Source organism: Enterobacter sp. QK-SA4 (genome assembly GCF_056856775.1).
In genome coordinates this window covers 418,695-430,695 of record NZ_JBXFXH010000007.1, presented here as the reverse complement: position 1 = coordinate 430,695, position 12,001 = coordinate 418,695, and the positions used below count along the sequence as shown (strand labels likewise).

The 12,001-nt window shown below is 51.2% G+C and carries 19 protein-coding genes; 5 read left to right on the top strand and 14 right to left on the bottom strand.

What is annotated here, in order from left to right; genetic code table 11:
* Nucleotides 1-60: 60 nt before the first annotated feature.
* The 5 genes from def to mscL all read left to right on the top strand — a co-directional run bounded on the left by def (nt 61) and on the right by mscL (nt 4,838).
* On the top strand, nt 61-570 hold the full coding sequence (gene def, locus AC1VYI_RS03590) for a peptide deformylase (RefSeq protein WP_006812188.1): 510 nt from the start codon (nt 61-63) through the stop codon (nt 568-570).
* A 25-nt stretch (nt 571-595) separates the two neighbouring features.
* On the top strand, nt 596-1,543 hold the full coding sequence (gene fmt, locus AC1VYI_RS03585; protein WP_134867078.1) for a methionyl-tRNA formyltransferase: 948 nt from the start codon (nt 596-598) through the stop codon (nt 1,541-1,543).
* Between the two features lie 52 nt (nt 1,544-1,595).
* Nucleotides 1,596-2,882: a 16S rRNA (cytosine(967)-C(5))-methyltransferase RsmB gene (gene rsmB, locus AC1VYI_RS03580; RefSeq protein WP_134867077.1), complete on the top strand. Its 1,287-nt coding sequence runs from the start codon at nt 1,596-1,598 to the stop codon at nt 2,880-2,882.
* Nucleotides 2,883-2,904: 22 nt separating this feature from the next.
* Nucleotides 2,905-4,281: a Trk system potassium transporter TrkA gene (gene trkA / locus AC1VYI_RS03575; RefSeq protein ID WP_008503482.1), complete on the top strand. Its 1,377-nt coding sequence runs from the start codon at nt 2,905-2,907 to the stop codon at nt 4,279-4,281.
* Nucleotides 4,282-4,427: 146 nt separating this feature from the next.
* A complete protein-coding gene (gene mscL, locus AC1VYI_RS03570; RefSeq protein ID WP_023309449.1) occupies nt 4,428-4,838 on the top strand; it encodes a large-conductance mechanosensitive channel protein MscL in 411 nt (136 codons plus the stop codon).
* Here mscL and AC1VYI_RS03565 read toward each other — a convergent pair whose 3' ends face one another.
* The 14 genes from AC1VYI_RS03565 to rplR all read right to left on the bottom strand — a co-directional run bounded on the left by AC1VYI_RS03565 (nt 4,839) and on the right by rplR (nt 11,997).
* Nucleotides 4,839-5,054 (bottom strand): alternative ribosome-rescue factor A, encoded by a 216-nt coding sequence (locus tag AC1VYI_RS03565; RefSeq protein ID WP_023309450.1) that lies wholly within the window; start codon nt 5,052-5,054, stop codon nt 4,839-4,841.
* A gap of 57 nt (nt 5,055-5,111) precedes the next feature.
* Nucleotides 5,112-5,537 (bottom strand): Zn(2+)-responsive transcriptional regulator, encoded by a 426-nt coding sequence (gene zntR, locus AC1VYI_RS03560; protein WP_029740638.1) that lies wholly within the window; start codon nt 5,535-5,537, stop codon nt 5,112-5,114.
* A gap of 2 nt (nt 5,538-5,539) precedes the next feature.
* Entirely contained in the window at nt 5,540-5,908 is a 369-nt protein-coding gene (locus tag AC1VYI_RS03555; RefSeq protein ID WP_482877490.1) for a DnaJ family domain-containing protein, read from the bottom strand.
* A gap of 107 nt (nt 5,909-6,015) precedes the next feature.
* Nucleotides 6,016-6,399, bottom strand: coding sequence for a 50S ribosomal protein L17 (gene rplQ, locus AC1VYI_RS03550; protein ID WP_001216368.1), 384 nt, complete (start codon nt 6,397-6,399; stop codon nt 6,016-6,018).
* 40 nt (nt 6,400-6,439) lie between these two features.
* The gene (locus AC1VYI_RS03545) at nt 6,440-7,429 is read right to left on the bottom strand and encodes a DNA-directed RNA polymerase subunit alpha (RefSeq protein WP_002919219.1); all 990 of its coding nucleotides are present in this window, start codon (nt 7,427-7,429) and stop codon (nt 6,440-6,442) included.
* 25 nt (nt 7,430-7,454) lie between these two features.
* On the bottom strand, nt 7,455-8,075 hold the full coding sequence (rpsD, locus tag AC1VYI_RS03540) for a 30S ribosomal protein S4 (RefSeq protein WP_004868345.1): 621 nt from the start codon (nt 8,073-8,075) through the stop codon (nt 7,455-7,457).
* A 33-nt stretch (nt 8,076-8,108) separates the two neighbouring features.
* Complete coding sequence (gene rpsK / locus AC1VYI_RS03535; RefSeq protein WP_003863312.1) at nt 8,109-8,498, bottom strand: 30S ribosomal protein S11; 390 nt, start codon at nt 8,496-8,498, stop codon at nt 8,109-8,111.
* 16 nt (nt 8,499-8,514) lie between these two features.
* Entirely contained in the window at nt 8,515-8,871 is a 357-nt protein-coding gene (gene rpsM / locus AC1VYI_RS03530; RefSeq protein ID WP_003863308.1) for a 30S ribosomal protein S13, read from the bottom strand.
* A 146-nt stretch (nt 8,872-9,017) separates the two neighbouring features.
* Entirely contained in the window at nt 9,018-9,134 is a 117-nt protein-coding gene (rpmJ, locus tag AC1VYI_RS03525; RefSeq protein WP_000868187.1) for a 50S ribosomal protein L36, read from the bottom strand.
* A gap of 31 nt (nt 9,135-9,165) precedes the next feature.
* Nucleotides 9,166-10,497 (bottom strand): preprotein translocase subunit SecY, encoded by a 1,332-nt coding sequence (secY, locus tag AC1VYI_RS03520; RefSeq protein WP_003863305.1) that lies wholly within the window; start codon nt 10,495-10,497, stop codon nt 9,166-9,168.
* A gap of 7 nt (nt 10,498-10,504) precedes the next feature.
* The gene (gene rplO / locus AC1VYI_RS03515) at nt 10,505-10,939 is read right to left on the bottom strand and encodes a 50S ribosomal protein L15 (RefSeq protein WP_003863304.1); all 435 of its coding nucleotides are present in this window, start codon (nt 10,937-10,939) and stop codon (nt 10,505-10,507) included.
* Between the two features lie 3 nt (nt 10,940-10,942).
* The gene (gene rpmD / locus AC1VYI_RS03510) at nt 10,943-11,122 is read right to left on the bottom strand and encodes a 50S ribosomal protein L30 (protein WP_003863301.1); all 180 of its coding nucleotides are present in this window, start codon (nt 11,120-11,122) and stop codon (nt 10,943-10,945) included.
* A gap of 6 nt (nt 11,123-11,128) precedes the next feature.
* Nucleotides 11,129-11,629 carry a 30S ribosomal protein S5 gene (gene rpsE, locus AC1VYI_RS03505; protein WP_003863299.1) on the bottom strand — a complete coding sequence of 167 codons (501 nt, stop codon included), beginning with the start codon at nt 11,627-11,629 and terminating at the stop codon, nt 11,129-11,131.
* Nucleotides 11,630-11,643: 14 nt separating this feature from the next.
* A complete protein-coding gene (rplR, locus tag AC1VYI_RS03500; protein WP_003863297.1) occupies nt 11,644-11,997 on the bottom strand; it encodes a 50S ribosomal protein L18 in 354 nt (117 codons plus the stop codon).
* Between the last annotated feature and the right edge of the window lie 4 nt (nt 11,998-12,001).

Genomic DNA, 12,001 nt, shown 5'->3' with positions numbered 1-12,001 from the left:
GGATTTGTCTAGAATAGAGAGAGTATTCTTATCAACTCCTGAACACGACTCTGGAAATTTATGGCAGTTTTGCAAGTGTTACATATTCCGGACGAGCGCCTTCGCATCGTCGCTGAACCGGTCAAAGAAGTGAATGCAGAAATCCAGCGTATCGTTGATGATATGTTCGATACCATGTACGCCGAAGAAGGCATTGGCCTGGCGGCGACGCAGGTGGACATTCATAAGCGTATTATCGTGATTGATGTTTCCGAAAATCGCGATGAGCGTCTGGTGCTGATCAACCCTGAACTACTCGAAAAGAGTGGCGAAACCGGTATTGAGGAAGGCTGTCTGTCCATTCCTGAACAGCGCGCTTTAGTACCGCGTGCCGAAAAGGTGAAAATTCGCGCTCTGGATCGTGACGGTAACCCGTTCGAACTGGAAGCAGACGACCTGCTGGCAATTTGTATTCAGCATGAGATGGATCACCTGGTCGGTAAACTGTTTATCGATTATCTCTCGCCGCTGAAACAGCAGCGTATTCGTCAAAAAGTAGAGAAACTGGATCGTTTGCGTTCTCGCGCATAGCGTCCCCCCGGATACAAGGATCATCGTGTCTAAAACACTACGTATTATCTTCGCGGGAACCCCTGATTTTGCAGCGCGTCATCTTGACGCGCTGTTATCGTCTGGTCACCAGGTTGTTGGCGTCTTTACCCAGCCGGACCGTCCTGCTGGTCGCGGCAAAAAACTGATGCCGAGCCCGGTAAAGGTGCTGGCAGAAGAGCATGGGCTACCCGTTTTTCAGCCCGCATCGTTGCGCCCACAGGAAAATCAGCAGCTGGTTGCTGACCTGAATGCCGACGTAATGGTGGTGGTGGCTTACGGTTTAATTTTGCCGAAAGCTGTGCTCGATATGCCTCGCCTGGGGTGCATCAACGTGCATGGGTCTCTGCTCCCGCGCTGGCGTGGTGCTGCACCTATCCAGCGCTCGCTGTGGGCAGGTGATGCCGAAACGGGCGTTACCATCATGAAGATGGACGTAGGTTTAGACACCGGCGATATGCTGTATAAACTGGCGTGCCCCATAACGTCAGACGATACCAGCGCTACGCTGTATGACAAACTGGCAGACCTTGGTCCACAAGGGCTTATTGAGACGCTCCAGCAGCTTGCTGACAATACGGCGAAACCGGAAGTTCAGGATGACGCGCTGGCGACTTATGCCGAAAAACTGAGCAAAGAAGAAGCGCGGCTCGACTGGTCCCTGTCAGCAGCTCAACTTGAACGCTGCATTCGCGCCTTTAATCCGTGGCCAATGAGCTGGATGGAGATTGATGAGCAGCCGGTGAAAGTCTGGAAAGCCTCCGTCATTAGCGGTACTACCACGGCTGAACCCGGCACGATTGTTGACGCCAACAAGAACGGGATCCAGGTGGCGACTGCGCAAGGGATCCTGAATCTTGAATCGCTACAACCGGCCGGCAAGAAGGCCATGAGCGCTCAGGATCTGTTAAATTCCCGCCGCGAATGGTTTATTCCGGGCAATCGTCTTGCCTGAGCAAATCTATCCTTAAGGCCCGGTGTTTCCGGGCATTTTTATTTTTACGGTTATGAAAAAACAAAATCTACGCAGTATGGCGGCTCAGGCCGTTGAGCAGGTTATCGAGCAGGGCCAGTCATTAAGTAACGTCCTGCCTCCTCTGCAACTAAAAGTCTCTGATAAAGACAAAGCCCTGCTTCAGGAGCTCTGCTTTGGCGTTCTGCGCACGCTTTCTCAGCTTGAATGGTTGATTAACAAGCTGATGTCACGCCCAATGACAGGCAAGCAGCGCACCGTACACTATTTGATTATGGTGGGCTTTTATCAGCTTCTTCATACCCGCATCCCACCTCATGCCGCGCTGGCTGAGACGGTGGAAGGCGCCGTTGCGATTAAACGTCCTCAGCTGAAAGGCCTGATCAACGGAGTACTGCGTCAGTTCCAGAGACAGCAGGAAGAGCTTCTGGCTGAATTTGCCCAAAGCGAAGCACGTTTCCTGCACCCGGACTGGCTGTTGAAGCGCCTGAAAAAAGCCTATCCACAGCAGTGGCAGGAGATTGCCGATGCCAACAATCAGCGTCCGCCAATGTGGTTACGCGTGAATCGGAATCACCACACCCGAGCCGCATGGCTGGCATTGCTTGAAGAAGCTGGAATGAGTGGATTCCCGCATCAAGCCTATCCGGATGCCGTACGCTTAGCCTCACCGGCACCGGTACATGCATTACCCGGTTTTGATGAAGGCTGGGTAACCGTACAGGATGCCTCGGCTCAGGGTTGCATGACCTGGCTTGAACCCAAAAATGGTGAGCAGATCCTCGATCTTTGCGCCGCGCCTGGGGGCAAAACGACGCATATTCTGGAAGTGGCTCCGCAGGCCAGCGTGATGGCAGTGGACGTAGATGAACAGCGTCTCTCACGCGTCTACGACAACCTTAAGCGTCTGGGCATGAAGGCTCAGGTTAAGCAGGGCGATGGACGCAAACCCGCAGAATGGTGTGGTGAAACGCAATTCGATCGCATTTTGCTGGATGCCCCCTGCTCTGCAACAGGTGTTATTCGTCGTCATCCGGACATCAAGTGGCTACGCCGCGATCGTGATATTCAGGAACTTGCCCAACTGCAATCCGACATTCTCGACGCCATTTGGCCGCATCTTAAATCTGGCGGAACGCTGGTCTATGCGACCTGCTCCGTACTGCCGGAAGAAAACAGCCAGCAAATCGCGGCCTTCCTTAAACGTACGCCGGACGCCGCGCTGCGCGATACGGGAACGCCTGAATCCCCGGGTCTGCAGAACCTGCCGGGTGCTGAAGAGGGCGATGGCTTCTTTTACGCTAAGCTAATCAAAGAGTGATGTTGAGAACAGGTCACGAGATATGAAGATTATCATTCTGGGTGCAGGACAGGTGGGCGGAACGCTGGCGGAAAACCTGGTTGGCGAAAACAACGACATCACAATTGTTGATACCAACGGCGATCGTCTGCGCGTCTTGCAGGACAAGTTTGACCTGCGCGTGGTGCAGGGTCATGGTTCGCACCCACGTGTTCTTCGTGAGGCGGGCGCCGACGATGCCGACATGCTGGTTGCGGTAACTAGTTCTGACGAAACCAATATGGTGGCCTGTCAGGTGGCATACTCGCTTTTCAACACGCCAAACCGAATTGCGCGTATTCGCTCTCCGGACTATGTTCGCGATGCTGAAAAACTGTTTAATTCCGAAGCGGTCCCCATTGACCATCTCATCGCGCCAGAACAGCTGGTTATCGACAATATCTATCGCCTGATCGAATATCCGGGTGCCCTGCAGGTGGTGAACTTTGCCGAGGGCAAAGTGAGCCTGGCAGTGGTTAAGGCCTATTATGGCGGACCATTGATCGGCAATGCGCTTTCCACCATGCGCGAGCACATGCCGCATATCGATACGCGCGTTGCAGCGATTTTCCGTCACGACAGGCCAATTCGCCCGCAAGGCTCCACGATTGTCGAAGCCGGTGATGAGGTCTTCTTTATTGCGGCCTCACAGCATATTCGTGCGGTGATGAGTGAACTTCAGCGCCTCGAAAAACCCTATAAACGCATTATGCTGGTCGGCGGCGGCAATATCGGTGCCGGCCTGGCACATCGGCTGGAAAAAGATTACAGCGTCAAGTTGATCGAGCGCGATCAACAGCGTGCTGCTGAACTGGCGGAAAAACTGCAAAATACGATTGTATTTTATGGTGATGCGTCTGATCAGGAGTTGCTGGCTGAAGAGCATATCGATCAAGTTGATCTCTTTATTGCCGTCACCAACGACGACGAGGCGAATATAATGTCCGCCATGCTCGCGAAGCGCATGGGGGCTAAAAAAGTCATGGTGCTTATTCAGCGCAAGGCGTATGTCGATCTGGTTCAGGGCAGCGTTATTGATATTGCCATTTCCCCTCAGCAGGCGACAATTTCCGCTCTCCTGAGCCATGTTCGTAAAGCGGATATTGTCGGTGTGTCATCGCTCCGCCGCGGCGTAGCGGAAGCCATTGAAGCCGTTGCTCACGGAGATGAAACGACGTCACGCGTCGTCGGCCGTTCAATCGACGAAATTAAACTGCCGCCAGGCACGATTATCGGCGCCGTTGTGCGCGGGAATGATGTCATGATTGCCAATGATAATTTACGAATTGAGCAAGGCGATCACGTTATTATGTTCCTTACCGATAAAAAGTTTATTACCGACGTCGAACGTTTATTCCAGCCAAGTCCATTCTTCCTTTAAAGAATTGGGTGCTCGAGAAAGAGCACCCTTACTTTATCCTTCTCATTTCTGTGCCTTTTGTTTTTCATAATGTTTAATTATCCCGAATGGCAATTGGCTAATGATTTGTTAAACTTAAACTCGTCAGCTGGCACAAGGAGAGAACAATGAGTTTTATTAAAGAATTTCGCGAATTTGCGATGCGCGGGAACGTGGTGGATTTGGCAGTGGGTGTCATTATTGGTGCGGCATTCGGCAAGATTGTTTCATCATTAGTGGCTGACATTATCATGCCACCTTTAGGGTTGTTAATCGGCGGCATTGATTTCAAACAGTTCGCTTTCACGCTGCGTGAAGCGCAGGGTGATGTTCCGGCAGTAGTAATGCACTACGGCGTATTTATTCAGAACGTATTTGATTTTGTGATTGTCGCGTTTGCCATATTTATGGCTATCAAGCTGATCAACAGGCTCAACCGTAAAAAAGAAGAGCCGGCTGCAGCACCTGCGCCAACGAAAGAAGAAGTGCTGTTAAGTGAGATCCGCGATCTGTTAAAAGAGCAGAATAACCGCGTCTAATCAATAGATAAAAGCAGGAAGGCCAGTGGTAAATAAGCGGTTCGCTTGCTTGCCACTGGCCTCCCAGTTACCCCGTTTTTCATGTTTGTCTTTACGCAGATAACTTCCTTTCCCTTTTTTATTCTTCTCAACGCGCTGCCTGAATAACGGGTCGTGAAGTAACGCCTCAATGGCATTGTCCTTAATTTGTCCTTTCGTGTGCTGATAGCGGCTCATAATGTCTCCAGAGCAGGGTTTATGACGACGGGAGTCTAGACCCGGTTGAACTAAAAATCAACAGCCCTGCGTTTCTCCACTCGCTCCCTGTTCAAGGGCTTCGAGGATCGAACAATAAATGCTGCTGTGTGCCGTACCGCAGCAGGCATCATTCAGCCTTTGCAGAGAGCGCTGCATGGTTTGCAGTTCCTGTATACGCGCTTCGACTTCATCCAGCCGGGCCTGCACGATGCTTTTAGATTCCTGGCAGGTGTGATGTTCCGGATCGATGCGGATCGATAATAACTCGCGGATCGAATCCAGCGTGAAACCGAGCTGACGCGCATAACGAATAAACCGCAGGCGCTGCAGATCGTTATCGGTATAAAGGCGAAAGCCTCCTTCAGTACGTACTTCATGATCGATCATCTGCTGCTTTTCGTAATATCGGATGGTATCCGGCGTAACGTTCGCAAGCTTCGCAAGTTCACCGATGCGGTACATAACTACTCCTCGCTTATTCTCTGCATCAATCTTTCACCGTATTCACCGTGAAGAAAATTAGTGTTCATCCCAGCCTGGCGCAGCTTGAGTTCAAGCAGGGCGAGACGGCGGCTAAGTTCAGAATGTCGTGGATCGTCATGGCGGATCTCTCTGAGAAGATCGGCCAGTTCAACAGCTTCTCTGCGCTGTTCGAGCTCCGGGGGGAGACAGCCCGCATTTTTCAGCAAACGGTATCCAGCCCGTAGTTCAGGCGCGATGTGCGAATCATCGTCAAGCGCAAGGGGTTCGCCGCTTCCCGGGAGATCGTCGAATTCACCTTTTTTTTGGGCATCGCGAATATGGCGTTCTGCCCACTGGTCGAGCAACCACATTACCAGCTCCAGGGATTGAACAGAATTGATACAGACATTTTAGAGAAGTGGTGGTATCGCGGATATAAAAAAACCCGCCGGAGCGGGTTTTTTTACGTTACTGCAGATTACTCTGCAGCAGCTTCTGCTTTCTCTGAACGATCAACCAGCTCGATGTAAGCCATCGGCGCGTTGTCGCCTGCACGGAAACCACACTTCAGAATGCGAGTGTAACCACCGGCACGGCTCGCGAAACGCGGGCCCAGTTCGTTAAACAGTTTTGCCACGATCTCGTTATCACGAGTACGGGCGAATGCCAGACGACGATTAGCAACGCTGTCAGTCTTGGCAAGAGTAATCAGCGGCTCAACTACGCGACGCAGCTCTTTCGCTTTAGGCAGGGTCGTCTTGATGATCTCATGACGAACCAGTGAACCTGCCATGTTGCGGAACATAGCCTGGCGATGGCTGCTGTTGCGGTTCAGTTGACGACCACTCTTACGATGGCGCATGACCTTATCCTTCTCAGTAAAACCTTAACCTGTGATCCGGTTACTCGTCAGCAATGCTTGCCGGTGGCCAGTTTTCCAGGCGCATGCCCAGAGACAGACCACGTGAAGCCAGCACGTCTTTAATCTCAGTAAGAGATTTTTTACCCAGGTTCGGCGTTTTCAGCAACTCAACCTCGGTACGCTGTACCAGATCACCGATATAGTGGATAGCTTCTGCCTTGAGGCAGTTAGCAGAGCGGACAGTCAACTCGAGATCGTCAACAGGGCGCAGCAGGATCGGATCGAATTCTGGTTTCTCTTCTTTCACTTCCGGCTGACGTACATCACGTAAGTCAACGAAAGCTTCCAGTTGTTCTGCCAGGATGGTTGCCGCACGACGAATCGCCTCTTCAGGATCGATTGTGCCGTTGGTTTCCATTTCGATGACCAGCTTGTCCAGGTCGGTACGCTGTTCTACACGCGCTGCTTCAACATTGTAGGCAATACGCTCTACAGGGCTATAGCATGCGTCGACCAGCAGACGGCCGATTGGGCGCTCATCTTCTTCCGAATGAATTCGGGCAGAAGCCGGCACATAACCACGACCGCGCTGAACTTTGATACGCATGCTAATAGCTGCGTTCTCATCGGTCAGGTGGCAGATCACGTGCTGCGGCTTGACGATTTCAACATCACCGTCATGGGTGATGTCGGCTGCAGTCACAGGGCCAATGCCAGATTTATTCAGAGTAAGAATAACTTCATCTTTACCCTGAACTCTCACCGCCAGCCCTTTCAGGTTGAGCAGGATTTCAAGGATATCTTCCTGAACGCCTTCTTTGGTGCTGTACTCATGAAGTACACCATCAATCTCAACCTCGGTCACCGCGCAACCCGGCATCGATGAGAGCAGAATACGGCGCAGTGCGTTACCCAGAGTATGGCCAAAGCCACGCTCTAAAGGCTCAAGGGTCACCTTGGCGTGCGTCGAACTCACTTGCTCGATATCTACCAGGCGCGGTTTTAGAAACTCTGTCACAGAACCCTGCATTGTGTCCTCTCTTTGGTACTAAGCTTTACTTGGAGTAAAGCTCGACGATCAGGTGTTCGTTAATGTCCGCAGACAGATCAGAACGTTCTGGCTGACGCTTGAACGTACCTTCCATCTTGCCAGCATCAACTTCCAGCCAGGTTGGCTTTTCACGCTGCTCAGCCAGCTCCAGAGCGGCCTTCACGCGAGATTGCTTTTTCGCTTTCTCACGAATGCTAACAACGTCATTCGCTTTAACCTGATAAGAAGCGATGTTAACAACACGACCGTTTACCATGATTGCTTTGTGGCTAACCAGCTGACGTGATTCAGCACGAGTAGCGCCGAAGCCCATACGGTATACAACGTTGTCCAGACGACCTTCCAGCAGAGCCAGCAGGTTTTCACCTGTGTTGCCTTTCAGACGTGCTGCTTCTTTATAGTAGTTACGGAACTGACGCTCCAGCACACCGTACATACGGCGAACTTTTTGCTTTTCACGCAACTGCACACCATAGTCAGACAGACGCGGTTTACGCGCACCGTGCTGGCCAGGAGCTTGTTCAATTTTACACTTGGTATCGATCGCGCGAACGCCAGACTTAAGGAATAAGTCGGTGCCCTCACGACGGCTCAGCTTGAGCTTAGGACCCAAATATCTTGCCATTTTCTATCTCCAACTAACCTAAAAAACGGAGCGTTATACGCGACGTTTTTTCGGCGGACGACAACCGTTATGAGGGATCGGAGTCACATCAGTAATATTCGTGATGCGGAAACCAGCGGCGTTCAGAGCGCGAACAGTAGATTCACGACCCGGACCCGGACCTTTAACCATAACTTCCAGATTCTTGATGCCGTATTCTTTTACGGCTTCTGCGCAACGCTCTGCTGCAACCTGAGCTGCGAACGGAGTGGATTTGCGAGAACCACGGAAACCGGAACCACCGGCTGTTGCCCAACCCAATGCGTTACCCTGACGATCAGTAATAGTAACGATGGTGTTGTTGAAAGAAGCATGGATATGAGCCACGCCATCAGAGACTTGTTTTCTTACACGTTTACGTGCACGAACTGGTGCCTTTGCCATTATTCAATCACCCCGATTATTTCTTGATCGGTTTGCGCGGACCCTTACGGGTACGTGCGTTGGTCTTAGTACGCTGACCGCGTACTGGCAGACCACGACGATGACGCAAACCGCGATAGCAACCAAGATCCATCAGGCGCTTGATGCTCATGCTGATTTCACGGCGCAGATCACCTTCAACGACAAATTTGGCAACTTCGTCACGCAGCGTGTCGATTTGTTCTTCAGACAGCTCACTGATCTTAACATCTTCAGCGATACCCGCTGCAGCCAGAATGGCTTTAGAACGGGTCTTGCCGACGCCGTAGATCGAAGTTAATGCGATCACAGCATGTTTCTGATCAGGAATGTTAATGCCTGCTATACGGGCCACTATGCACTCCTACTATTTAATATGTACGCACCATGCTGAAAAGCCCGTTTTCAGGATACTCAAATGGAAACGTACAGACATACAAAAGATTGGCTGGCTAATCTAGCCAGCTCAACCCAACTTTGCAAGAAAAATATGCGAAATAATCAGCCTTGGCGCTGTTTATGCTTCGGCTCGGCACTGCAAATCACACGGATGACACCATCACGCTTAACGATTTTGCAGTTACGGCATAATTTCTTGACGGAAGCACGAACTTTCATTTTTACTCTCCGTAACTTCTCAGGCGACCATTTAGCGACCGTAGCCTTTCAGGTTCGCCTTCTTCAATGCAGACTCGTACTGACTGGACATCATCAGAGTTTGCACTTGAGCCATAAAGTCCATAATCACGACAACAACGATAAGCAGTGAGGTCCCACCGAAGTAGAACGGTACTTTCATTGCATCACGCATGAACTCCGGGATCAGGCAGATAAAAGTAATATAAAGCGCACCAACCAAAGTCAGACGAGTCATTACTTTATCGATATACTTCGCCGTTTGCTCTCCCGGACGAATTCCTGGTACAAATGCACCGGACTTCTTCAGGTTATCTGCTGTTTCACGCGGGTTGAAGACCAACGCCGTGTAGAAGAAACAGAAGAAGATGATCGCAGACGCATAGAGTAACACATAAAGTGGTTGCCCAGGCTGCAAATACAGCGAAATTGTTGTCAGCCAGTTCCAACCAGTACCGCCCCCGAACCATGACGCGATGGTCGCCGGGAACAGAATAATACTGGAAGCGAAGATAGCCGGGATAACCCCCGCCATGTTCACTTTCAGCGGTAAATGTGTGCTCTGTGCAGCATAGACACGACGACCCTGCTGACGTTTAGCGTAGTTCACCACAATGCGGCGTTGACCACGTTCAACGAAGACAACAAAGAACGTCACTGCAAATACTAATACTGCAACCAACAGCAACAGGAGGAAGTGCAGGTCGCCTTGACGCGCTTGCTCGATAGTATGGGCGATGGCTGGCGGGAGGCCCGCAACAATACCGGCGAAGATAATGATAGAGATACCGTTACCGATACCACGCTCAGTAATCTGTTCGCCGAGCCACATCAGGAACATAGTCCCTGTAACCAGACTTACAACAGCGGTGAAGTAGAATGCAAAGCCCGGGTTTAACACCAGGCCCTGCATACCAGGCATATTCGGCAAACCGGTAGCAATACCGATCGACTGGAATATTGCCAGCACCAGAGTACCGTAACGGGTGTACTGACTAATCTTACGACGTCCAGACTCCCCTTCTTTCTTCAACTCTGCCAGGGCCGGATGAACGACCGTCAGCAGCTGGATAATAATTGATGCCGAAATGTACGGCATAATACCCAATGCGAAGATAGAAGCACGGCTGAGAGCACCACCAGAGAACATGTTGAACATTTCAATGATGGTGCCTCGCTGTTGCTCAAGCAGTTTGGCAAGTACAGCGGCATCGATACCAGGGATCGGAATAAAAGAGCCAATACGGAACACAATCAGCGCGCCGATAACAAACAGCAGTCTGCGTTTCAGCTCGCCAAATCCACCTTTGGCACTTTGAAAATCTAATCCCGGTTGCTTAGCCATCTGCTACTTATTCCTCAATTTTACCGCCAGCAGCTTCGATAGCAGCACGAGCACCTTTAGTAACACGCAGGCCACGAACAGTTACCGGAGTAGAAACTTCACCAGCCAGGATCACTTTCGCGAACTCGATCTGGATACCGATAATGTTTGCTGCTTTCAGCGTGTTCAGGTCTACAACGCCGCCTTCAACTTTCGCCAGGTCAGACAGACGGATTTCCGCTGTGATCGCTGCTTTGCGAGAAGTGAAGCCGAACTTCGGCAGACGACGGTACAGTGGCATCTGGCCACCCTCGAAACCGCGACGCACGCCACCGCCAGAACGAGAGTTCTGACCTTTGTGACCACGACCACCGGTTTTGCCGAGGCCAGAACCGATACCACGACCCAGGCGTTTACCCGCCTTTTTAGAGCCTTCGGCCGGAGACAGAGTATTTAAACGCATCTCTTACTCCTCAACTTTAACCATGAAGTAAACCGCGTTGACCATACCACGAACAGCAGGAGTATCCTCGCGCTCAACGGTATGACCAATACGACGCAGACCCAGGCCAAGCAGCGTTGCCTTGTGTTTCGGCAGACGACCGATTGCACTGCGGGTTTGAGTGATTTTAATAGTCTTTGCCATGGTCAATTACCCCAGAATTTCTTCAACGGATTTACCACGCTTGGCAGCGACCATTTCTGGAGAATTCATATTTTCCAGGCCATCAATAGTTGCACGAACCACGTTGATCGGGTTAGTGGAACCATATGCTTTGGCCAGAACGTTATGAACCCCAGCAACTTCCAGAACGGCGCGCATTGCACCACCGGCGATAATACCGGTACCTTCTGAAGCTGGCTGCATGAATACACGAGAACCCGTGTGAACACCTTTAACTGGGTGCTGCAGGGTGCCGTTGTTCAGCGCGACGTTAATCATATTGCGACGGGCTTTTTCCATCGCTTTCTGGATCGCTGCTGGAACTTCACGCGCTTTACCGTAACCAAAACCAACGCGACCGTTACCATCGCCTACTACAGTCAGAGCTGTGAAGGAGAAAATACGACCACCTTTAACGGTTTTAGATACGCGGTTTACCGCGATCAGCTTTTCCTGCAGTTCGCCAGCCTGTTTTTCGATGTGAGCCATCTTACACCTCTACCTTAGAACTGAAGGCCAGCTTCACGGGCAGCATCTGCCAGTGCCTGGACACGACCATGATATTGGAACCCGGAACGGTCAAAGGAAACATTGCTGATGCCTTTTTCCAGAGCGCGTTCAGCAACAGCTTTACCTACAGCTGCAGCGGCGTCTTTGTTACCGGTGTACTTCAATTGTTCTGAGATAGCTTTTTCTACAGTAGAAGCAGCTACCAGAACTTCAGAACCGTTCGGTGCAATTACCTGTGCGTAAATATGACGCGGGGTACGATGTACCACCAGGCGAGTTGCACCCAGCTCTTTGAGCTTGCGGCGTGCGCGGGTCGCACGACGGATACGAGCAGATTTCTTATCCATAGTG

Excerpts from the sequence above, each read along its gene's own strand:
- rpmJ (WP_000868187.1), bottom strand. The coding sequence starts at position 9,134 with ATGAAAGTTCGTGCTTCCGTCAAGAAATTATGCCGTAACTGCAAAATC.
- AC1VYI_RS03555 (WP_482877490.1), bottom strand. The coding sequence starts at position 5,908 with ATGTGGTTGCTCGACCAGTGGGCAGAACGCCATATTCGCGATGCCCAA.
- rpsK (WP_003863312.1), bottom strand. The coding sequence starts at position 8,498 with ATGGCAAAGGCACCAGTTCGTGCACGTAAACGTGTAAGAAAACAAGTC.
- rpsD (WP_004868345.1), bottom strand. The coding sequence starts at position 8,075 with ATGGCAAGATATTTGGGTCCTAAGCTCAAGCTGAGCCGTCGTGAGGGC.
- rplO (WP_003863304.1), bottom strand. The coding sequence starts at position 10,939 with ATGCGTTTAAATACTCTGTCTCCGGCCGAAGGCTCTAAAAAGGCGGGT.
- rplQ (WP_001216368.1), bottom strand. The coding sequence starts at position 6,399 with ATGCGCCATCGTAAGAGTGGTCGTCAACTGAACCGCAACAGCAGCCAT.
- rsmB (WP_134867077.1), top strand. The coding sequence starts at position 1,596 with ATGAAAAAACAAAATCTACGCAGTATGGCGGCTCAGGCCGTTGAGCAG.
- rplR (WP_003863297.1), bottom strand. The coding sequence starts at position 11,997 with ATGGATAAGAAATCTGCTCGTATCCGTCGTGCGACCCGCGCACGCCGC.
- trkA (WP_008503482.1), top strand. The coding sequence starts at position 2,905 with ATGAAGATTATCATTCTGGGTGCAGGACAGGTGGGCGGAACGCTGGCG.
- rpsE (WP_003863299.1), bottom strand. The coding sequence starts at position 11,629 with ATGGCTCACATCGAAAAACAGGCTGGCGAACTGCAGGAAAAGCTGATC.
- secY (WP_003863305.1), bottom strand. The coding sequence starts at position 10,497 with ATGGCTAAGCAACCGGGATTAGATTTTCAAAGTGCCAAAGGTGGATTT.
- rpmD (WP_003863301.1), bottom strand. The coding sequence starts at position 11,122 with ATGGCAAAGACTATTAAAATCACTCAAACCCGCAGTGCAATCGGTCGT.
- zntR (WP_029740638.1), bottom strand. The coding sequence starts at position 5,537 with ATGTACCGCATCGGTGAACTTGCGAAGCTTGCGAACGTTACGCCGGAT.
- mscL (WP_023309449.1), top strand. The coding sequence starts at position 4,428 with ATGAGTTTTATTAAAGAATTTCGCGAATTTGCGATGCGCGGGAACGTG.
- AC1VYI_RS03565 (WP_023309450.1), bottom strand. The coding sequence starts at position 5,054 with ATGAGCCGCTATCAGCACACGAAAGGACAAATTAAGGACAATGCCATT.
- AC1VYI_RS03545 (WP_002919219.1), bottom strand. The coding sequence starts at position 7,429 with ATGCAGGGTTCTGTGACAGAGTTTCTAAAACCGCGCCTGGTAGATATC.
- def (WP_006812188.1), top strand. The coding sequence starts at position 61 with ATGGCAGTTTTGCAAGTGTTACATATTCCGGACGAGCGCCTTCGCATC.